Origin of the sequence: Paraburkholderia sp. BCC1885 (assembly GCF_900996235.1) — a bacterium.
In the GTDB taxonomy this organism is placed as follows: Bacteria; Pseudomonadota; Gammaproteobacteria; order Burkholderiales; family Burkholderiaceae; genus Paraburkholderia.
The window spans coordinates 738,769-757,210 of sequence record NZ_CAAJGM010000111.1; the positions used below are offsets into that span (position 1 = coordinate 738,769).

Annotated in this window: 21 protein-coding genes and 1 pseudogene; 7 read left to right on the top strand and 15 right to left on the bottom strand. The window is 60.0% G+C overall.

Annotated elements, in window-relative coordinates; all coding sequences use genetic code 11:
- The first annotated feature begins 62 nt into the window (after positions 1 to 62).
- Entirely contained in the window at positions 63 to 1,154 is a 1,092-nt protein-coding gene (gene pstS / locus FQ755_RS12165; protein WP_260858512.1) for a phosphate ABC transporter substrate-binding protein PstS, read from the top strand.
- Positions 1,155 to 1,221: 67 nt separating this feature from the next.
- On the opposite strand, the gene FQ755_RS12170 is transcribed toward pstS, so the two are convergent.
- Both FQ755_RS12170 and FQ755_RS38655 read right to left on the bottom strand, forming a co-directional pair.
- Complete coding sequence (locus FQ755_RS12170; RefSeq protein WP_144154367.1) at positions 1,222 to 1,440, bottom strand: hypothetical protein; 219 nt, start codon at positions 1,438 to 1,440, stop codon at positions 1,222 to 1,224.
- Between the two features lie 157 nt (positions 1,441 to 1,597).
- A complete protein-coding gene (locus tag FQ755_RS38655; protein ID WP_409937413.1) occupies positions 1,598 to 2,287 on the bottom strand; it encodes a hypothetical protein in 690 nt (229 codons plus the stop codon).
- A gap of 315 nt (positions 2,288 to 2,602) precedes the next feature.
- On the opposite strand from FQ755_RS38655, the gene FQ755_RS12180 reads away from it, so the two are divergent.
- Positions 2,603 to 3,550: an aldo/keto reductase gene (locus tag FQ755_RS12180; protein ID WP_186308495.1), complete on the top strand. Its 948-nt coding sequence runs from the start codon at positions 2,603 to 2,605 to the stop codon at positions 3,548 to 3,550.
- A 27-nt stretch (positions 3,551 to 3,577) separates the two neighbouring features.
- Here FQ755_RS12180 and FQ755_RS12185 read toward each other — a convergent pair whose 3' ends face one another.
- On the bottom strand, positions 3,578 to 4,135 hold the full coding sequence (locus FQ755_RS12185) for a YbaK/EbsC family protein (RefSeq protein WP_144154369.1): 558 nt from the start codon (positions 4,133 to 4,135) through the stop codon (positions 3,578 to 3,580).
- A 240-nt stretch (positions 4,136 to 4,375) separates the two neighbouring features.
- On the opposite strand from FQ755_RS12185, the gene FQ755_RS12190 reads away from it, so the two are divergent.
- Positions 4,376 to 5,245, top strand: coding sequence for an alpha/beta hydrolase (locus FQ755_RS12190; RefSeq protein WP_222105729.1), 870 nt, complete (start codon positions 4,376 to 4,378; stop codon positions 5,243 to 5,245).
- 70 nt (positions 5,246 to 5,315) lie between these two features.
- On the opposite strand, the gene FQ755_RS12195 is transcribed toward FQ755_RS12190, so the two are convergent.
- From FQ755_RS12195 to FQ755_RS12210, 4 genes are read right to left on the bottom strand one after another with little or no spacing between them, the layout of a single operon-like run.
- Complete coding sequence (locus FQ755_RS12195) at positions 5,316 to 6,074, bottom strand: GGDEF domain-containing protein (RefSeq protein WP_144154371.1); 759 nt, start codon at positions 6,072 to 6,074, stop codon at positions 5,316 to 5,318.
- Between the two features lie 11 nt (positions 6,075 to 6,085).
- Positions 6,086 to 6,472: a DUF1987 domain-containing protein gene (locus tag FQ755_RS12200; RefSeq protein ID WP_144154372.1), complete on the bottom strand. Its 387-nt coding sequence runs from the start codon at positions 6,470 to 6,472 to the stop codon at positions 6,086 to 6,088.
- Between the two features lie 20 nt (positions 6,473 to 6,492).
- Positions 6,493 to 7,056, bottom strand: a complete 564-nt coding sequence (locus tag FQ755_RS12205) for a SiaB family protein kinase (RefSeq protein WP_144154374.1) — start codon at positions 7,054 to 7,056, stop codon at positions 6,493 to 6,495.
- Positions 7,057 to 7,070: 14 nt separating this feature from the next.
- Positions 7,071 to 8,186 carry a SpoIIE family protein phosphatase gene (locus FQ755_RS12210; protein ID WP_144154698.1) on the bottom strand — a complete coding sequence of 372 codons (1,116 nt, stop codon included), beginning with the start codon at positions 8,184 to 8,186 and terminating at the stop codon, positions 7,071 to 7,073.
- Positions 8,187 to 8,661: 475 nt separating this feature from the next.
- On the opposite strand from FQ755_RS12210, the gene FQ755_RS12215 reads away from it, so the two are divergent.
- Complete coding sequence (locus FQ755_RS12215; protein WP_144154375.1) at positions 8,662 to 9,798, top strand: glutathione-independent formaldehyde dehydrogenase; 1,137 nt, start codon at positions 8,662 to 8,664, stop codon at positions 9,796 to 9,798.
- 135 nt (positions 9,799 to 9,933) lie between these two features.
- Here the strand turns inward: FQ755_RS12215 and FQ755_RS12220 are convergent, their stop codons facing one another.
- Positions 9,934 to 10,275 carry a DUF4148 domain-containing protein gene (locus FQ755_RS12220; RefSeq protein WP_144154377.1) on the bottom strand — a complete coding sequence of 114 codons (342 nt, stop codon included), beginning with the start codon at positions 10,273 to 10,275 and terminating at the stop codon, positions 9,934 to 9,936.
- Between the two features lie 346 nt (positions 10,276 to 10,621).
- The gene (locus FQ755_RS12225; RefSeq protein ID WP_144154379.1) at positions 10,622 to 11,080 is read right to left on the bottom strand and encodes a hypothetical protein; all 459 of its coding nucleotides are present in this window, start codon (positions 11,078 to 11,080) and stop codon (positions 10,622 to 10,624) included.
- Between the two features lie 86 nt (positions 11,081 to 11,166).
- On the opposite strand from FQ755_RS12225, the pseudogene FQ755_RS12230 reads away from it, so the two are divergent.
- Positions 11,167 to 11,473 (top strand): annotated as a pseudogene (locus FQ755_RS12230) (Crp/Fnr family transcriptional regulator); the annotation flags it as partial.
- A 64-nt stretch (positions 11,474 to 11,537) separates the two neighbouring features.
- Here FQ755_RS12230 and FQ755_RS12235 read toward each other — a convergent pair.
- Positions 11,538 to 12,659, bottom strand: coding sequence for a sensor histidine kinase (locus FQ755_RS12235; protein WP_144154700.1), 1,122 nt, complete (start codon positions 12,657 to 12,659; stop codon positions 11,538 to 11,540).
- 131 nt (positions 12,660 to 12,790) lie between these two features.
- On the opposite strand from FQ755_RS12235, the gene FQ755_RS12240 reads away from it, so the two are divergent.
- Complete coding sequence (locus FQ755_RS12240; protein ID WP_144154702.1) at positions 12,791 to 13,207, top strand: response regulator; 417 nt, start codon at positions 12,791 to 12,793, stop codon at positions 13,205 to 13,207.
- Between the two features lie 182 nt (positions 13,208 to 13,389).
- On the opposite strand, the gene FQ755_RS12245 is transcribed toward FQ755_RS12240, so the two are convergent.
- Both FQ755_RS12245 and FQ755_RS37295 read right to left on the bottom strand, forming a co-directional pair.
- On the bottom strand, positions 13,390 to 13,926 hold the full coding sequence (locus tag FQ755_RS12245) for a hemerythrin domain-containing protein (RefSeq protein WP_144154381.1): 537 nt from the start codon (positions 13,924 to 13,926) through the stop codon (positions 13,390 to 13,392).
- Between the two features lie 127 nt (positions 13,927 to 14,053).
- Positions 14,054 to 14,230 carry a hypothetical protein gene (locus FQ755_RS37295; protein ID WP_186308499.1) on the bottom strand — a complete coding sequence of 59 codons (177 nt, stop codon included), beginning with the start codon at positions 14,228 to 14,230 and terminating at the stop codon, positions 14,054 to 14,056.
- Positions 14,231 to 14,735: 505 nt separating this feature from the next.
- Here FQ755_RS37295 and FQ755_RS12250 point away from each other — a divergent pair.
- Entirely contained in the window at positions 14,736 to 15,290 is a 555-nt protein-coding gene (locus FQ755_RS12250) for a DUF4142 domain-containing protein (protein WP_144154383.1), read from the top strand.
- 199 nt (positions 15,291 to 15,489) lie between these two features.
- Here the strand turns inward: FQ755_RS12250 and FQ755_RS12255 are convergent, their stop codons facing one another.
- The 3 genes from FQ755_RS12255 to FQ755_RS12270 all read right to left on the bottom strand — a co-directional run bounded on the left by FQ755_RS12255 (position 15,490) and on the right by FQ755_RS12270 (position 18,385).
- Positions 15,490 to 16,659: a zinc-dependent alcohol dehydrogenase gene (locus tag FQ755_RS12255; RefSeq protein WP_144154704.1), complete on the bottom strand. Its 1,170-nt coding sequence runs from the start codon at positions 16,657 to 16,659 to the stop codon at positions 15,490 to 15,492.
- 482 nt (positions 16,660 to 17,141) lie between these two features.
- Positions 17,142 to 17,345: a hypothetical protein gene (locus FQ755_RS12265; RefSeq protein WP_409937453.1), complete on the bottom strand. Its 204-nt coding sequence runs from the start codon at positions 17,343 to 17,345 to the stop codon at positions 17,142 to 17,144.
- Positions 17,346 to 17,635: 290 nt separating this feature from the next.
- A complete protein-coding gene (locus FQ755_RS12270) occupies positions 17,636 to 18,385 on the bottom strand; it encodes an ABC transporter substrate-binding protein (protein ID WP_144154387.1) in 750 nt (249 codons plus the stop codon).
- Between the last annotated feature and the right edge of the window lie 57 nt (positions 18,386 to 18,442).

Consider the following 18,442-nt stretch of genomic DNA (forward strand, 5'->3'; position numbering starts at 1 on the left):
TACATAGCATCCCGCCTGCTGCATACCAACGAAGACTTCCACGAATTGCGACGGAGAGAGGCATGACTCACCACGTTAAACAACCGGCGCGGCGCTCGCGCTGGCCGCGCCTGGCCGCCGCGCCGCTATGCGCCGCCGCGCTCGTTCTGATGACGGGCACGCTGGCCCAGGCGCAAGACCTCACGCTGACTGAAACCGGCTCGACCTTGCTGTATCCGCTCTTCACGACCTGGGTGGATGCGTACACGAAAACGCATCCGGGCATCCACATCAGTGTGGCCGGAACCGGCTCGGAGGCCGGCATCCAGCAGGTGCTGGAGGGCAAGGTGGAGGTGGGTGCTTCGGACGCCTACATGTCCGATGCGCAGATGCGACAGCATCCGCAGATCATCAACGTGCCGCTGGCGATTGCCGCGCAAACGGTCAACTACAACCTGCCGGGTCTCAACACCGGACATCTCAAGCTCGATGGCCCGGTGCTGGCGGGAATCTACACGGGGGCGATCCGTAGCTGGGACGCACCGCAGATCGCGGCGCTCAATCCGGGCGTGGCGCTGCCGCATCATGCGATCGTGCCGATCCACCGTGCCGAAGGTTCCGGCGACACCTTCGTGTTCACCCAGTTCCTCTCGTTCGCGACACCGGACTGGGAAAACGATCGCGGCTACGGCACCACCATTACGTGGCCGGAAGTAGCCGGCAGCGCGACGGCGACGGGCAATGCGGGGATGGTGCAGGCGTTGCAGTCGACGCCCTACTCGATTGGCTATGTGGGCGTCAGCTTCATCGACAAGGTCGCTACCGCTCAGCTTGGCGTGGCCGCACTCAAGAACGGCGCCGGAGAATTCGTGCTGCCCACCAGGGAGACGATCACGGCAGGCGCCGCGTCATTGGGTCCGCGCACGCCGGCGGACGAACGGCTGAGTCTGGTCTTCGCGCCGGCCTCGGGGTCGTATCCGCTCGTCAACTACGAGTACGCAGTGGTATCGACGAAGCAGGCCGATCCGACGACCGCTGCGGCGCTGCGCCGCTTCCTGCTGTGGTCGATCGTGCCGTCCGAGACCAATGAGGCGTATCTGGATACCGTGCACTTCATTCCGTTGCCGCCACATACGTGGGAATTGAGCCAGGCGCAGATTCAGACGATCAAATGATCAGGACACCCTGGTTTCCGGACGGCGCTCCCGTTTCGAGTGCGCCGCCCGGACAATCCAGGCTCAATCAGTGACCGCTGTGCAGATGCGCTGCTTTCTTGGCGGCATGCTCGGCGTGCTCGCTGGCATGCAGACCATGACCATGCGCGAGATGGGCATGGTGGCTGGCCGCCTCGTGATCGCCCGACTCGGCATGCTTCGCGGCTTCGCGATGATGCTTCGCGGCGGAATCGAGGTGCTTGGCTGCTTCGTGGTGATGCTGATGAACTTCGTGTTGATCGCTCATGGAAGTCTCCGGTTGCTGCTACGAGGCTCGCTCCACGATAGGAGTGAGCCTTTCCACGATAGTGAAATGCAGTGTCACTTGCGTGACCTTCACCGTGGAATCCGTAGACAGGACCTTCGAGCAGCCGATACGAAGCGGGGCCGATACGACCCTTACGTTACGACTTCGTCGGGCGGCCGGTCTTGACCGTTTCCACGGCCGAGATCGCGGCGAGCAGACGATTCGACGTTGCGCCTTCGAGCAGCAATAGCCCTGCGCGCAGCACTTCGCTCTTCTTCACCGACACGCCCGCGTCCAGACACTTTTGCTTCAGGGCCGCGATTTTGTCGTAATCGGATTTGGGCATCGTGAAGCTGTCGCGGACGACTTTGTCTTTCTTCGCGGCGTCTTTTTTGGTGGTCGCTTTCTTCGCGGTTTCTTTTTTCGCCGGGTCTTCTTTCTTCGTGGACACTTTCTTCACGGCGTCTTTCTTTACAACGTCCTTCTTTACAGCGTCCTTCTTTGCGCGCCCGGGTTTTCCGGCTGCGCCAACGGGTGCTTCGGACGCTTGATCTTTCGCTGCGGCTGCGGCTGCCGTTTTGGTTATGGGCGCGGGCTTCTGCTTTGCCGGCGACTTTGCCTTAGGTGCGGCCTTTTCTTTGGCGACGGCTTCTGACTTCGGTGCTGCGTCAGCCTTCGGGGCCGACTTGCGACGCGAGGCTTTCGGTTCCACGGCGAGTTTGGCCTTTACGGTCGCTTCGGCCGGCGCGGCGACTTGCTTGTTGTCCGTCACTGCGGTTTCTTCCGTTGCCGTCTTCGGAAAGTGGAAGGTCTTCCTGGTCGGCTTTTTGATGCTGGGTTCGCTCATTGTCATCTCCATGTCATAAACAATATAAACAGTATATACGGTTTATATTGTTTGATCGATGAATCGATTTATTGCGAACGGACGGAAGGCAGCCCTGAAAGTTGTCCACACATTCTGTGATCAAGGATGTGGACAACTCGCGGGCAACCCGGGCAAGTGATTGAAGCAGAGGGATATTTACGAGGCGCGCTCGGGTTGCGCACGAGCGGGCAGCCGCGCCCGGACGCTGCCCACGCCATTTCATGCGAGCATGGCGGTGAGGCGCCCCAATGAGTCACCGATAACGATGCCCGGAGGCAGGGCAAGGAGGTATGCATGACGCCAACCCCAACCACCCCAAGCAGCACGCGCCGCGCCTTCCTGCGCCTTGCAGCAGGCAGCGTGCTCGCTTCGCCGCTCGGCTCGCTGGCCACCGCGCAGCCCGCCCCCGCCACGCCCGGCATGCACACCCGCCTGATTCCCAGCACCGGCGAGCCGCTTCCGGTGATCGGCTGCGGCACGTGGCGCACCTTCGACGTGGGCGACGACCCCGCAGGCCAGGCGCGCCTCGCCGACGTGTTGCGCGTGCTATTCGCCGCCGGCGGCTCGGTGATCGATTCATCGCCGATGTACGGCAGTTCCGAAGCCGTCGCCGGCACCCTGCTTACGCGGCTCGACGCCCATCAGAAGGCCTTTGTGGCCACCAAGGTATGGACGCAAGGCCGCGAGGCCGGCATCGCGCAGATGGAAGAATCCATGCGGCGGCTGCAACAGCCGCGCATCGACCTCATGCAGATCCACAACCTGCTCGACTGGCGCACGCAACTCGCAACACTACGCGAATGGAAAGCGCGTGGCCGGATCCGCTACCTCGGCATTACGCACTATACCTCCGGTGCTTTCGATGAAGTCGAAGCGATCATGCGCAGCGAGAAGCTCGATTTCGTGCAGATCGATTATTCGGCGGACGATCGAGAAGCTGAAGAGCGCATCCTGCCGCTGGCCGCCGAGCGAGGCATTGGCGTGGTGATCAATCAGCCGTTCGGCGGCGGCAGCCTGCTGCAGCGTCTGCATGACCGGCCATTGCCGGGCTGGGCTGGGGAGATTGGCTGCACCTCGTGGGCCCAGGTTCTGCTGAAGTTTGTGCTGGCACAGCCGGCCGTGACCTGCGTGATTCCCGGGACCGGACGCCCCGACTACATGATCGACAACGTGCACGCCGGTCTCGGCGAGTATCCCGATGCGGCGCTGCGGCAGCAGATCGCGGCGGCAATCAGCGCCTGAAAGCCCGGTCACACTCTTTCACGCGACTTATTCTGACTGCGCCGGCAAGGTCAACGCCGCGACCTCGCAATTGCGCAAGCTGCGCAACACCGCAGGCGCCAGCAACAGCTTGGCGGAGCGCACGCCGGCGCCCATGACCACTTGCGAGCGCTCCATCACGGCTGCGTCGACGAGCACACGCCAGTCCTGCGGCACGCCGAACGCCGTGATGCCGCCGAACTCCATGCCGCTATGCTCGACCGCGACCTCCCGCTTGGCAAACGATAGCCGTTGCGCGCCGAGGTGCGCCTTGACCGCCCCGTTGATATCGAGCCGCAGCGAACCGAGAGTGACGATCGCAGCGTATTGCTCGACGCCTTCCTTCTTGTAGCGGATCACGATGGTATTCGCGCAGTCCTCCAGGCCAAAGCCGTAGCGCTCGCTGAAGGCCGCCGTATCCGAGGCGTCGTCGGTGACGGCAAATACGGTGACTTCGCCCGGCGGCAAATGCGCGATGACGTGAGCCGGCAAATGTCCGGCGAGCTGATCGGCGGCGATGACGTCCAGTTGATGGAGCGATGCGGATTGGGCTTCGTTTGAGTGCATGGCGGTCGGTCGATTGAGCGTGACTCCATTCTAACGGCTCGCTTTTCAAGGTGCAGCACGTGAGTCACAGGCCGGTTCCGGCCACGATTGCGCGGCTTCGAGGCGCCGCCCTCCCATATTCACGAGATATGGCAACCGCCTCCCACAGGTATTTTCTATTTGGCGCGATGTCTCGTATGCTCGCTTTGTCATCCACCGGGGTGAAGCAAGTTCTGAAGACATCTGATCGAGAGGCTTTACGTGTCCGTGTTCTCGCATAAAACTGCTGCTCTACGCTCGTCCCTCGTCGCCGCCACGCTATGCGCGTTTGCAGCGACTTGTGCATCCGCATCCGAATTTGAAACGCATCATCACAAGCTCGCCAATGAAGAAGCCGTCAGCGACGCGCCGCAAGGTGGGGTGATCGTGCGCGATCTGCCGCTCGAAGGCGGCCAGTTCCAACGCGTACTGTACGACGCGCCGCCGTCGCGCGTGCGCGGCATCATCGTGATGTTTTCGGGCGGCGCCGACGATATCGGCATCGAGAAAGATGGCGTGATCAGGCACGGCGATAACTTCGTGGTCCGCTCGCGTGATCTTTGGACTGCGAAGGGTTATGGCGTCGTGCTGGTCGACGCCATCGATCATCAGTCGATGCGCGGCAAGCGCAGCACCGACGCCTACGCCGCGGTCACGCGTGAAGTGGTCGCCTTCGCCCATGAGCAGGCCGACGCGCCGGTCTGGGTGATGGGCACGAGCCAGGGGTCGATTGCGGCGATGAACGCGGCCTCGCACGCGCGAGGCGAGGAGCTCGCGGGCGTGATCCTGACCGAATCGGTGTCGATCCTGGGCGCCTCGCACGAGACGGTATTCGACGCTCACCCGGAGGACGTCCATGTCCCCGCGCTGGTCGTCGCGAACAAGGACGATCGCTGCAAGGTGGCCCCGCCGAGCATGGCCGACGCCATTGCACACTCGATGCGTAATACCCGCGCTACGGTTCTTTTCGAGCAAGGCGGCGAGGTGCGTTCGTCGAACGAATGCGCGTCGCTGTCGCCGCATGGCTACTATGGCATCGAAGACAAGGTGGTCAACGACATCGCTGAGTGGATGGCGCACGTGGGCGCGTGATCGGGCATGGCGGCCGCCACAGCCTGGGCGCTGCCGCCTGCTTCATTCAGTCTGAAGACTCAGCCATGGGTCACTCCCCCTCCGGCATCACGCCCAAAGCCTCTTCCGACTCCGCAAACTCCACGCGATTACGCCCGCCACGCTTGGCCTTATAGAGCGCCGAATCCGCGAGACCATACGCGGTATCGAACTCCGTTCTCACCGGATTGGCGCTCACGCCAAAACTCGCCGTAATGCGCCGATTCACCGGCGCGGCAAAAACGTGACTGCCGATCGCCGCGCGCATTTTCTCCGCCAACAGCAGCGCGGCGGCAAGATCGTGGCCCGGCAACAGCACCGTGAACTCTTCGCCGCCGACGCGCCCGATCACCCCCTGCTCGCCCACGATGCGCCGCAGGCAATCGACAATGCCAAGAATCACCATGTCGCCGACCGGATGGCCGAAATCGTCGTTGACCTTCTTGAACTCGTCGATGTCGAGCAGGATCATCACAGCCCGGTCGGCGCGCAATGCCTTGCTGGTCCGCTCGATCACCGCGCTACGATTCAGCACGTCGGTCAACGCATCGTGCGTCGCGCGATATTGCAACTGTTGCGTCAGCGCATGCATCTCGCGCTCGGCACGGTCGCTGCGGCCAATCAGGCGGCGCGTCTCGCGCATCAGGCGTTCGAAGTGGCCGATCAGTTCACCGAGCGCAAGGCGGCTCTGCTCCGCGTCAGCGTCGCCATTCGCATGAATCGCGCGTGCCTTCTCCAGCGCATCGCTCTCGTTTCTGAACAGATCGGGAGCATCGTTTGCAGGCACGTCCGAAGAGGATGTTGGTGCCACCTTAGCCGTCCTTACGTCGCAACCGGACAATCGGTGAATTCGATCGCCGTGAAATCGGCTTGCAATTCCTCGCCGAATTCCAGAATGGTTTCGTCCTCGGCGTCGCGATACCATCTCACCATGACGCGGTTGCCCGATGACGCCGCCTGATCCAGCGCATCGAACACGCTGAACAGCATCTTGGTGCTCGAACTGTTGAAGTACGTCAGCGTCACTTCGACCGTGATGACGGCGTCGCTGCAGTTCGCGAGGTACGTGCGCAGGCCCTCGATGACGGGAGCATAGAAAGCCGCCGCATTCTCGGGATAAGACTCTCCCCGAAACGTCAGCAGGTTCTGGTCGAACTTGAAATCGATTTCCGGCGACGTAGTCGTGGCCGCAATGTACAGATTATCCATGGCGCGTTCCCGTCCCTTGGTCAGATGATGGTCTTGAGGCAAAACAGCGTGGTTTCCGGGGCATCGGCACGCGGATAAAAAGCGAACTCGAGCGGCGCGCTCGCGTCCCGTGCCATCGTCAGGAAACCTAGTCCAGCGCCCTTGCTCTCATCCGGCGTATCGGCACGCAGCGATTGCTTGTAGGCCTGCTTGATTTCATCAAGCGACATGTTGCACAACGGTTCCAGCTTCTCGCGCAGACTGCCCACCGCGGTCGTCGCAACCGGATTGACGCACATCATGAGGTGACGCTCGCCCTCGGTGCTGATGCATACCGCACCCTCGCGCACGGCTCCGCCCTTGCCGTCTCCCTCGACAAGCGAGTCGGACGAATAGTGGACGATATTCTGCGAGATTTCGATAAAGGACGAAAATAATTTACGCCGGGTGGGCGCGCTGACCCCGGCCACTTCGAGTTGCAGCTTCACGACCTCGCTCATCGCCGAGACGATGCTGTGAGAGAAATAACCCTTGTGATAAAAAATCAGGTTGCGCCGCTGAGCCAGTTCGAAGAACGCGGCATCCTGCTCTAAAAGTTCAAACATGTTCATGGGATACCTTAAACACGGGCAAAAAACAGCGTGACGTCGTCGCGACGCGCCTGTCCGCCCTGCCAGTCGGCCAACGCGCGCCACAAGGCGTCGCATACGGTGGATGGCGATTGCTCGCGGTTCTCGGCGATGAGATCGAGCGCGCGTCGCTTGCCAAAGGAAATCTTTCGCGGGCCGCCGATCTGGTCGATCAGCCCGTCGGTCGAAACGAACAGCAGGCTGCCCGGCGGCAGCGCCACGGCGTTCAGCGCCCACGTATAGTCCGCAAGGCTGTCGACGTAGCCCACGCCCATCCGTTCGCCCGCAATGCTTTCAAAGTGGTCGGCATTTGGCCGTAATACGTGCAGCGCGATGCGTGCACCGGAGAAACGGAGTTGCTGCTGCGCCGCGTCGAACCAGAAGAAAGCCGCATCGAGCCCGTCGTTCGACTGCGGCGACTCGCCGGTGCCGTGCACCTGTCCGAGCAAGCCCTTGACGTTGCGGTTGACCGCAGCCAAAAGCGCCGACGGATCGCGCGGGCCGATCCGCTCCAGCGCCTGCGAGAGCGACGCCGAGGCAAGCAGCGTCATGAAAGCGCCTGGCACGCCATGCCCGGTGCAATCGGCGACGGCGCCGAACCAGCCATCGGCAAACGAAGCGAAGTGGTAAAAATCACCGCCCACCACGTCGCGCGGCTCCCAGACCAGCGTGGCATCCGGCAACATGGACGAGAGCGCATCGCGCGAAGCCCGCAGCATGGCCTGCTGGATCACGCTCGCATATTCGATGCTCTGCATGATCTGGCGGTTCTTTTCCGCCTGCATTTCGGCCACCGCGCCCAATAGCTGAAAGCCGCTCGCCAGTCCGGCAAAGCGGCCCTCCCGCGTGACGATGAAGCCGTCGGACAAAGCCTTGTTGCCCACTTCGACCGTCTTGAAGGTAAGCGCCTCGATGCTCATGTCCGCGTCGACGATGAGCGGTTCCTTGTCCATGAAGGCAATGCAGCTTTTCTTGTCGTAGAGTTCGCGATGAAACGGTTTGCTCATCTGCGACAGGAAAATATCGCGGTTGATCAGTCCGATGGGACGGCCGCCTTCGAGCACGGCCAAACTGACCATGTCGCGCCGCGCGTAGAAGATCTCCATTGCCAGGGAGTTCGAATCAGCTGCGTCCACGGCCGGGACGTCCTGACACAGATCGCCGGCGCAACGCGGACTTCCGGGTACGCCGGGGTGACGAAACTGCGCAAGCGCGGGGTGCATTTGACGACTGCCCGTTGAACGAGAAATCAGCACGCTAAAGGGTCTTTATGACAGTTTCGTTACACCCCCACATTAAAGAAATCCGCCCCTAAACGCAGGCTGGAAGCGGCTGAGCCGGAAGCCGCGTTGCAAACGTTTTCCTCCTGTTATTGCCGCCCTGGGCTGCCGAGCCGTGCGTTGCGTGCCTGCCACGGTTGCATTTCGCTTGACGTAATCGCCCGAAGGAAGGCGTCACGAATTTACCGATCGCCGGCTTCCCTGAAAAAAGACGGCATGGATGCACGAACGGGCATGCGCGCTGCTCGCCTTCTGGCGTGGCCGTCACATCGACGACCGTGTTCATTCCGAGGAGAGCAGCATGAAAGCATTGGTTTATGAAGGTCCACGTAAAGTCGTCGTGAAGGAAATGCCGGACGCGAAGATCGAGCGGCCGAACGACGTGCTCGTCAAGATCACTACCACTAACATCTGCGGCTCCGATCTGCATATGTATGAAGGCCGCACCGACATGGAGACGGGACGCATCCTCGGACATGAAAACCTCGGCGTGGTCGTCGAGGTGGGCAAAGGCGTCGAACGTATCAAGGTGGGCGATCGTGTATGTCTGCCGTTCAATATCGGCTGCGGATTTTGCAAAAACTGCGAACGCGGCCTGACCGGCTTCTGCCTGACCGCCAACCCCGGCATGGCCGGTGCGGCCTACGGATTTGCCGGCATGGGTCCGTACAGCGGCGGACAGGCGGAATATTTACGCGTGCCGTTCGGCGATTTCAACTGCCTCGTGCTGCCGCCGGACGCCGAAGAAAAAGAAAACGACTACGTTATGTTGTCCGATATATTTCCTACCGGCTATCACGCCACCGAGTTGGCCGGCGTCGAGCCCGGCGACAGCGTGGCGATCTATGGCGCCGGGCCGGTCGGATTGATGGCCGCGCTGTCTGCGTCGCTGAAAGGCGCAAGCAAGGTGATGGTGGTGGACAGCCATCCGGACCGGCTCAAGCTCGCGGAAAAACTCGGCGCGATTCCGATTGACGATAGCGACGGCACGTCCGCCGATCAGATACTCGAAATGACCGGCGGCGAAGGGGCGGATCGCGGCTGCGAATGCGTCGGTTATCAATGCACCTGCAAGGGTCACGAAGTGCCGAACGCGACCATGAATAACCTGATCAAAGCGGTACGCCCGACCGGTGGCATCGGCGTGGTGGGTGTGTTCGTCGCGCAGGACCCGAACGCCGAAGACGATCTTGCGAAGGAAGGCCGGCTCGCGCTCGACTTCGGGCAGCTATGGATGAAGGGCCAGCACATCGCGACGGGCCAGGCCAACGTCAAGGCGTATAACCGGAAACTGCGCGACCTGATCGCGGCGGGCAAGGCGAAGCCGTCACAGATCATCTCGCACGAATTGCCGCTCGAAAAGGCCGCGGAGGGCTATAAGCACTTCGATGAACGCGAGGAAGGCTGGACGAAGGTAGTGTTGAAACCAGCGGCTTAAGGGCTTTAGTGAAATGGCCGTCGCATGGGGAATGGGAATGCGACGGCTTTTCTCTTGAGCGGACCAGCGGCGTTTTGTTTCGACGCCGCTCGCCGCGCGCGATTGCAACACGGCTGCTGCGGCGTTCCCTTTGCTTTATTGCCCGTTTGCTTTCTTTTCGGCGTTCTGAATATTGTCTGGATAATCGTGCTGTTCGCCGGACGGGTTATAGCCGTTCTTTTCCAGTTTCTGCAGTTCCGCGTCCTTCTGCGCGCGGTTGGATTTACGCGCGGCCTTATTGGCAGCCCGCTTCTGAGCCGATGAAGTCGCAGACGCGGCTGGCGGCGTATTGCTTTGTGCGGTTTGTGTCGCGGTTTGTGTCGTGCTACCGGCGGGCGGTGCTGCTGTCGATTGGGCGAAAGCGGGTGTCAGCGGGCCCAGGCAAGCGGCGGCGGTCAGCGCGAGCAAAATACGGTCACGGCGGTTCGAATGGGGCATTTTTTTCTCCCTGGCTTGAGTGGCTCCGAACCCGCCGCAAGGGTTGTGCCTGTGCCATTCGTTTGCACGCGTGATCGAATCAAGCCGATTTATCCGACGGACGTTTGGGTTGTCATGCACCGCGACTCGCGCAGAATCGCAGAATCCGGCTGATACGTGATCGCCTGGTGGCGGAGGTGACGCGTTACGCGCAGACCCGCCACCATAGAGCGTAATGACGGCGCCGGTTACTACTGTCTGTCCGGCCCCGGTCCGACGGCGCAGTGATGTGCGTCAAGTACCTTAGCCGGGCGCCACAGCGGCGGCGCCCGGTTAGCGAATACATCATCAGAGCATCTTTGGTGTCTTAGTGAACCGGTTCGATCTTGAAAGCATCCACCGCTACGCCGAGATTCAAGCCTTCACCGCTGCCGCTTAACGCCATCGACGTCGTTCCCTTGGTCAGTACCTGGGCAGTGCCGCTATTTCCCACGCCGGCCGAAGCACCGGCCTGCGCATAACTGCCGTACACATCTCTAATGCTATAGACGTTGCTGATATCGCCGTGGCCGCTGACGTGAAACTTGCCTGCCGTCAAACCGCCTCCGTGCACGCTGATCGTGACAGCGGCCCGTTGCCCGTTATCGCAAGTGACTCTGCCGTGGCCTTCAGCGTGCTGATAAATCGCTGACCACCCGGCCATGCTGAAAGTCAGATGGCATTTCACCGGTGCGCCGGCTGCCTGGGCCGGGACGGCGGTCAAGCTCGTCAGGGCGCCCGCGCACAGCAACGTGGCGGCAGTCGATACAAGGGTACGCTTGCTCATAGAAGTCTCCTGGCACATGAAGATGGGGTATGTAGTTTAACCGTCATTCGCAGCGGGTCGGTAGACGGTTATTGGAATGTCCGTTTGGTGATTATGGCGTTCTCGGCGTCATGCTCTTTTCGGGCGGCGACACGACATCCAACCGCGCAGTCGTGCAAAGCGCGGCAGAAGCGTATCGCCTTAGCGCTCAATGCCATTAAGGAATTTGCGCGCGGCGGCTACTTGCAGCGGCTGCTTCTAAGTTGCACGCAAGCGCTTGTCACCCAGATGGCGCAGACCGCAGTTTGCAATCGCCATCATTCGATTGCACAGCAGTTTTGCCGTTGGCTGCTGCTGAGTCTGGACCGCCTCCAGACCACCGAGTTAAACATGATGCAGGATCTGATCGCGAACACGCAGAAGCGGAGCCTATATTTAGCGGAGTAGTGTCCGTGGCTTCGAAAGACGGCGCAGCCAATCAACAGCTACGCGGCAGTCGTACCTCAAATTTGGTTTCACCCTGTTCGGACCGCACTTCGATTTCGCCTCCATGCGCCCGCGCAATTTCACGCACGATATACAGACCCAGACCGAGGTGCCGGTCCTCCTCATATCCTTCGCTCTGACTCGCGCCGCGCTTCAGGGGTTCGAACATCTGTTCCAGAGCTGACGTTTCAATTGCCGGCCCTCTATTCGCAACGACGATACGCACGTCATCTTTCTGACCGCTCACCATCACCCAAACCGGCGTGTTCGGCGCCCCGTATTTGACTGCGTTCAAGACGAGGTTTCCAAGCAATTGCTGCAGACGTGGGCCGTCCCAGACTCCATCATTATTTCCCCGCACGTGCAGCTCAATCTGGCGATCGGGATGGATCGTGCGAAGCTGGTCCAGTTCGTCACCGAATACGACGGCCAGGTCGACGCGGGTCGGAGCGATGTTGATGCCCAGACCCAGCTTCGTCCGGTTGAAGTCGCATAGATCGTCCAGCAGCGACTGCATGCGGGCGCCACTTCTGATAAGCCGACCGGCGGCGCTTGTCACGCTCTCGCCGGCGTTCAATGCGGCAAGATGCGAAGCCGTTATCTGGATGGCTTGAAGTGGACTGCGCATGTCATGCCCGAGCATCCCAAGCAGCAGGTTGCGCGACTGTTCCACCTGAGCGCTGAAATGGTCGAGCGATTCCGCAAGCGCCTGATCGACCGCCTCGTTGAGTCTGATCGCGTCGTCCATGCTCAGCGCGTCATGTGGGCATTCATCCATCCATAGACGAATGACGCTGGCGCGCAGTGCCCGGTATTCGGCTACTACCTGCCGGACGTCGAAGCCGCTTCGCGCCCGCAGGATCGCGTGCGTCTGCGCAGCAGTCTCCGGCGCATCTATCGGGCTTGGGGCGCGCCCCTGCGACTTTTCAATTTGTGCGTCCCTCGTCTGCGCGGCCGAGATATCCTTTGCTATCGCCTCCAGTATCTGCTGTGCGTGGTCGCGTAAAGCCGGAGAATTCATGTTCGCTGCCGCCGGCAATAGCGAGCTGGCAAACGTCTCCCATTGCGCCACGATCGCTTCCATGTTTCGCAAGATGAAGTCAGCCAGCCGCATGTGGCCCTCTGATAATTGGCAAAAATCCGAGCGCCGGATATCTCTGCCTTCCATGGTACGCGGAAAATATCGTTATATCCGGGCGGGCCCACCGATTGCGATGAAATGAAGGACCGCCTGGAGAAACCGTGATGCTCCCCATCCACACTCACCACCTACTCGTCGCGGATGACGATCCTAATTTGCTCGCCGCATACGTTCAGTACTTCGAACTTCATGGTTACGACGTCAGGGCCGCACAAGACGGAGCCGACGCGTTGACCGAATACAGCCGATGGTTTCCGGCACTCGTTATTCTCGACATTCAGATGCCCAGGCTCGACGGTAGAGCGGTGGCCCGCGAAATCCGGCGTTTCGCGCGCCCGTCCGCACCCTTACTGTTGGCGGTATCCGGGTTGTGGTCACCGTCCGAAAGAGCTGACTCCCTGAAGGCCGGTTTTGATCATCACTTCGCAAAACCCGCCGACCTGTCTGTCATTCTTGCCATCGTCGCCTCTCGCTCGCGCATTGGTGATCCGGATATCGCCAGAACCCAGAGTCGCTATTGACCCGACCGTGTTCGATAAAGCAGAGCGAGCAGCGGCTTCTTTTCGTGGCGGCGGAGTCAATGATCGAGTTTCAGGGTCGGCCTTCCGAATTCTGTGTGCCGCCGCCCAAGCCTCTCCAATGGCACGGCACCAGCGCCTTGCGGCACCGGTGGTCTGAACGCGTGCTTATCTCATCGCCAGATTTAATAAAGCATCCCGGTCTTGTCGCCCACCGATCGGCTACCGACCGCGTCCAGTTTGCTTTGTAGCTCTGCCTTGCGCGTGGCCAGCCTGGCGCCCAACCTCTGAAGATCACATTTTGATTTGCGCAATTCTGGAAAAAGTTCCTGCTCCTCTTCTTCCACGTGATGCTCTACCATCTCGCTCATTACCTTGAAAGTCGCATCGAATCCTTTGTCGCCGGCTTTCAGCGTTTCAAATTTCGCGATCAACGTCTTGACGAGAAAGTGCTCAACATATGCTTCGTCGACGTCGACCTTATCGCTATCGGGCAATGCCTGCTGTGCGGCCGGATAGAGAATTTCCTCTTCGAGGATCGCGTGAATGGACAACTCTTCGCAGGCGCGCTGTGCAAGAGCCGCCTTCCTTTCAAGATCGGCGTCTTCAGCCTTCCTGAAAGCCGTAAACAGCTTTTCGACCGCGCGATGTTCCGCCTCGAGAAAGGCCAATGCGTCCCGCGAGGTGGAATTTTCATCCGTTGTGCCAACTTTAGCTTCCATGATGATCTGCTCCTTTGTACGGTTGGATTGCAACCGGTGATGCATTAAAAGACGTTACGCGCCAAGGTGGTTGCCACAACAACCATCCCGCCGCCGTCCGGTCGGGCGCCATGCGCGCTAGAACCTGTTACCGGCCGCGCTGCTCGTCAATGTTCTTGCTCGATGAGTTTGACCCTTCGGTGTCGGGCTTAGCAGTCTGGTCTTCCCCCGATTCAGTTGTCGACACGTCGACTTCATCAAGAACCTTATCGATCTTCTGGTTGTCACCTTGATCCAACGCTGTCCGCGCTTCTTGGTCCGACATGCCTCTGTCCTCATTTTCCCCATTCCTCGGCTGTTCCGAGGTCGCGACGTGGTTCGCCGCACTCGCTGTACCTGTTCTGTCCGACATAGAGATCTCCATAAGTGATGGATGCGCCACTCCTCATCGTCGATAGAGCGAAAGCCAGTTTTTATAAGTGAAGCGCGCGGTTCCGAATGACTCGACGCAAGCGCCGTTCCGCGACGTTCTTCGCAGGGTATTCACCTATCGTTTGCGTCGATTTTTCGTATTTATTTCGCTTTCCTTATGACTGCACGACCCGCATCTCTCTGCCGCATGTCGGCAGAGCGGCTTCGAATTGCGTCACCGACCAACCGGCAGCCGCCGTGAAACGGTTTTGGTTTTTGGACAATCAATGACTCGTGCGTTGAGTGCGGCGCATCCGGCCGACGGCTGCGTTTGATGGCACGCGCGTTGCGCAGTGCATCCGTGAGTCAACACAAATGCACTTGCGACCGTCCACTCCACACGTAATGAGGAATCAGCGATGAAACACAATCTACGGAATATCTCGATCATTGGCGCCCTTGTCTCCGGCACCTGCTTCATTCCAAGCGGGGCATTTGCACAAACCGAGGCGGCGTCGACGACCGCGGCCAACCCATTACCGACAGCCGACAGGGATTTTGTACAGGCCGCATCCATGTCCTCATCGACGGAAATCGATGCATCGAAATTGGCCATGAGCAATTCCAGCGATAAGGACGTGAAATCCTTCGCCCGTCACATGATGATCGACCATACGAAGCTGAGCGCTCAGTTGAAAATGGCAGCGCCCCACGGCGTCGAAGTGCCCAAAGACAATTCGGATACCGCAGTACTTGATTCATTGAGACCGCTTAAGGGCCCTGACTTCGACAAAGCGTATATCGCAAAGGTTGGCGTCGATGGCCACAAGCAGGCAATCGCTGCTTTCGAAAAAGAGGTATCTGACGGCCAGAACGCCAGCTTGAAGAAAGCCGCACAGAAAGCATTGCCAACGATCAAGGAGCATTACGCGATGGCACAGCAACTTGCCAGCAAGAAAGGCGTCAGCGAATAACGGGCCGGCCAAAAAATAGGAAACCTAGCGGGGAATCTCCATCGCGGTGGCATTTGACTGACTGGTTCACAGCGGCCTCCGCGATGCCCCGCAGCGGCGCTGCGCGCAACATAAAGCAGACACTGCCGCAAAGGAAAGATGATATCCGGGGCCGCTTTCGCTACGAGCGGCCCCGATCGCATCAGAATCGACAGCGGACTTACGGCTTTAGCACAACCTTGATGCAGCCGTCCTCCTTGTCGCGGAAGGTTTTGTACATTTCCGGCCCCTGTTCTAGCGGCACGGTATGCGTAATCACAAAGGACGGATCGATCTGCCCCTCGACGATACGGCGCAGCAGGTCGTCGGTCCATCGGTTGACGTGCGTTTGGCCCATTCTAAATGTGAGGCCTTTGTTCATCGCCGCGCCAAACGGAATCTTGTCGATCAGGCCGCCGTAAACACCGGGAATGGACAGCGTTCCCGCGGGCCTGCAGACATAGATCATTTCGCGCAAGACATGGGGACGGTCGGTCTCGAGCATCACAGCCTGCTTCGCCCGATCGTACATCGCGTCGATTGAGCGCGTCGCGTGAGACTCCATTCCTACCGCGTCGATACACTTTTCCGGTCCCTTTCCTTGCGTGAGCTCATTAAGCCGCTCTATCACGCTCTCATTTTCGAAGTTGATGGTGATTGCACCCGCCGCGCTTGCCATTGCAAGCCGCTCCGGCACGCGGTCTATCACCACGATCTGTTTTGCACCCAGCAATATCGCACTGCGAATAGCAAACTGGCCAACCGGGCCCGCGCCCCAGATCGCAACGGTATCCGTGGGCTGAATGTCGCATTGCACGGCCGCCTGCCATCCGGTGGGAAAGATGTCGCCGAGAAACAGCACCTGTTCATCCGTGAGTCCTTCGGGCACTTTCACCGGTGTGAAATCCGCGAACGGCACGCGTACATATTCTGCCTGCCCGCCAGGGTATCCACCGGTCAGATGCGAGTATCCGAACAGGCCCGCCGTGGAGTGGCCGAATACCTTGTCCGCCTTTTCCTTGTTGCGGTTCGAACGCTCGCACACCGAAAAGAAGCCGCGTTTGCATTGGTCGCACTCACCACACGCAATCGTAAATGGTACGACCACCCGGTCGCCCACTTTGAGTTTCTTGTTGTCCGCTCCCACTTCGACGACCTCGCCCATGAACTCGTGGCCCATTACATCGCCGGATTCCATGGTCGGCATGAAGCCGTCAAAGAGATGCAGATCGGAGCCGCAGATTGCGCAACTCGAGACTTTAATCACCGCATCACGTGGATGCTCAATCTGCGGATCGGCAACGGTGTCGTAACGGATGTCCTTTTTGCCATGCCAGCATAACGCTTTCATCTTTCGCTCCATCTTCAGGAAGGAGCGCAGCTGCTGACAGACAAACTCGCAAGCCGCCGCGCGCGGACCGGGGTATTAGCGCCGGTACTACTGACGCGCAAGCACCATGCCGCCCCGTAGCGCCATACCAGGCGAATACTGATGCCGATTGAATTCAACTCCTGTGGCCGTCGATAGCGAGGCTGGAGAGCGGGACACGAATGATCTAGGCCGCAGCGAGTGGATGCCGCCGGCAGTGTTCCAGGTAGGCGCTTTCGTGGCTTGCGACGAGCTCCACAACGCTACTCCAGAGCCATGACGGTGCATCGATCGTTTTGGAGCGGTTCCGCCGTAATTCTTTGAGCCACGCGCCTCGTTCGCCGGGGCCCATTTGCCGACCATGGACCTTCCCGGCCACTTGCGCAAGGAAGCGGACAACGTCCATCGCAATCGGCGGGCGTAGTGGCGGCTTCGGCGAGGCACCGTCGTTGTATGAAACTTTCTCAAACCTTTCCGCCGCCATCGATTCCTGCACCTTTACGCCAAACTTGTTTGCCTTCGTCTGACAGCTCGCCGCTGCTGTGCTGCTTATCGGATTCCGACCCTGGAACGGCCATATCGCCCCCAGATTGTTCATGCGCCTTCTGCTTTTTTTCCTGCCGTACCGCGACCTTGTCGTCGTGAGACTTTCCTGTATGGGTGTTCATCATTCCCTCCGTTGACATGGACTGACTTACTCTCAACCGTAGGCCCGCATGACTTGTGCCTGCGCCGAAACCGCCTGACCGCTGTGTGATTTCCCCAAGTGGCCGAGGTACGAGAGCGGCGACGTGAACCTTGTGGCTTCGTTCAAATGCGTTGAATAAAAAGCGTGGAGCCCTGAACTGGCGCCCAGCAAGTTCGCGAAGCGCCGTTCAAATCGTCGTTGCAACGCTGGCGGCCGAAGCAGGCAGTATTGCGGTCGCGTCTGGATGGTTTGGCAGGACGGCCCTGAGTGTCAGGCAGCAGGCGCCACCGTTGCTCCAACAATCCCGTGACGCGCCAAGGCGTCCGCCACGAAGCCTGACGATTTCATGGCCTCGACAAACGCGCGCAACGTGGCAGCGGCTGCGTCGCCCCGGCTTTTGGGCGTGCCCATTGCCTGCTGGATGACCATGAAGCGCTCACCGAGCAATCGCAGTCCCGGCGTGCTGCGCGCGTCGGCCTCGAGTTGTTGCCTGACACCCGCCGCGACCTCCAGCCCTTGCTCGACAAAAACCTGGATCACCGCTGGCGAAGTGGATGCCCGCACGATCTGCGCGTGCTTCAGTTCACGCGAGAGGAACAGGTCATACGCGCTTCCTTTGCCAACTGCTACACGGTTATGTGGCTGGTCAACCTCCGCGTTCTCAAGAATGGGCGAGTCATGGCGGACCATGTAGCAGCCTTCAATCAGCACATAGGCCGCCGTAAAGGAGATTCCCTCGCCGCGCAGTGGATCGATGGCAAAAAAGCCGATATCCGCTTCGTCTGCGGTGACCGCCGCCACCGACTCGCCAGCGGATTCGAACACGCGCAGATCGAACGGGACGCCGAGCATCCGCGCGAACGCCGTCGCGAGATCGATGGATACACCGTATGGTTCACGGGTGGCCGTGTCACGATTCGCAAGAATCGGATTCCCGACGTTGATTGCGACGCGCAGTGTGCCTGTCGGTGCGAGCGCGCGGACCACTGTTTCGTCCGCGCGCGTCAGGTGATCGGTCATAAGATGTGCTCGATTCAGAATGGAGATTTCGCCGCTTGATGTACTTCAAAGCGCGTT

What these genes read in the sequence shown, in the direction of transcription:
- pstS (WP_260858512.1), top strand. Translation starts at nt 63, where the DNA reads ATGACTCACCACGTTAAACAACCGGCGCGGCGCTCGCGCTGGCCGCGC.
- FQ755_RS12170 (WP_144154367.1), bottom strand. Translation starts at nt 1,440, where the DNA reads ATGAGCGATCAACACGAAGTTCATCAGCATCACCACGAAGCAGCCAAG.
- FQ755_RS38655 (WP_409937413.1), bottom strand. Translation starts at nt 2,287, where the DNA reads ATGAGCGAACCCAGCATCAAAAAGCCGACCAGGAAGACCTTCCACTTT.
- FQ755_RS12180 (WP_186308495.1), top strand. Translation starts at nt 2,603, where the DNA reads ATGACGCCAACCCCAACCACCCCAAGCAGCACGCGCCGCGCCTTCCTG.
- FQ755_RS12185 (WP_144154369.1), bottom strand. Translation starts at nt 4,135, where the DNA reads ATGCACTCAAACGAAGCCCAATCCGCATCGCTCCATCAACTGGACGTC.
- FQ755_RS12200 (WP_144154372.1), bottom strand. Translation starts at nt 6,472, where the DNA reads ATGGATAATCTGTACATTGCGGCCACGACTACGTCGCCGGAAATCGAT.
- FQ755_RS12205 (WP_144154374.1), bottom strand. Translation starts at nt 7,056, where the DNA reads ATGTTTGAACTTTTAGAGCAGGATGCCGCGTTCTTCGAACTGGCTCAG.
- FQ755_RS12210 (WP_144154698.1), bottom strand. Translation starts at nt 8,186, where the DNA reads ATGGAGATCTTCTACGCGCGGCGCGACATGGTCAGTTTGGCCGTGCTC.
- FQ755_RS12215 (WP_144154375.1), top strand. Translation starts at nt 8,662, where the DNA reads ATGAAAGCATTGGTTTATGAAGGTCCACGTAAAGTCGTCGTGAAGGAA.
- FQ755_RS12220 (WP_144154377.1), bottom strand. Translation starts at nt 10,275, where the DNA reads ATGCCCCATTCGAACCGCCGTGACCGTATTTTGCTCGCGCTGACCGCC.
- FQ755_RS12225 (WP_144154379.1), bottom strand. Translation starts at nt 11,080, where the DNA reads ATGAGCAAGCGTACCCTTGTATCGACTGCCGCCACGTTGCTGTGCGCG.
- FQ755_RS12235 (WP_144154700.1), bottom strand. Translation starts at nt 12,659, where the DNA reads ATGCGGCTGGCTGACTTCATCTTGCGAAACATGGAAGCGATCGTGGCG.
- FQ755_RS12240 (WP_144154702.1), top strand. Translation starts at nt 12,791, where the DNA reads ATGCTCCCCATCCACACTCACCACCTACTCGTCGCGGATGACGATCCT.
- FQ755_RS12245 (WP_144154381.1), bottom strand. Translation starts at nt 13,926, where the DNA reads ATGGAAGCTAAAGTTGGCACAACGGATGAAAATTCCACCTCGCGGGAC.
- FQ755_RS37295 (WP_186308499.1), bottom strand. Translation starts at nt 14,230, where the DNA reads ATGTCGGACCAAGAAGCGCGGACAGCGTTGGATCAAGGTGACAACCAG.
- FQ755_RS12250 (WP_144154383.1), top strand. Translation starts at nt 14,736, where the DNA reads ATGAAACACAATCTACGGAATATCTCGATCATTGGCGCCCTTGTCTCC.
- FQ755_RS12255 (WP_144154704.1), bottom strand. Translation starts at nt 16,659, where the DNA reads ATGAAAGCGTTATGCTGGCATGGCAAAAAGGACATCCGTTACGACACC.
- FQ755_RS12265 (WP_409937453.1), bottom strand. Translation starts at nt 17,345, where the DNA reads ATGAACACCCATACAGGAAAGTCTCACGACGACAAGGTCGCGGTACGG.
- FQ755_RS12270 (WP_144154387.1), bottom strand. Translation starts at nt 18,385, where the DNA reads ATGACCGATCACCTGACGCGCGCGGACGAAACAGTGGTCCGCGCGCTC.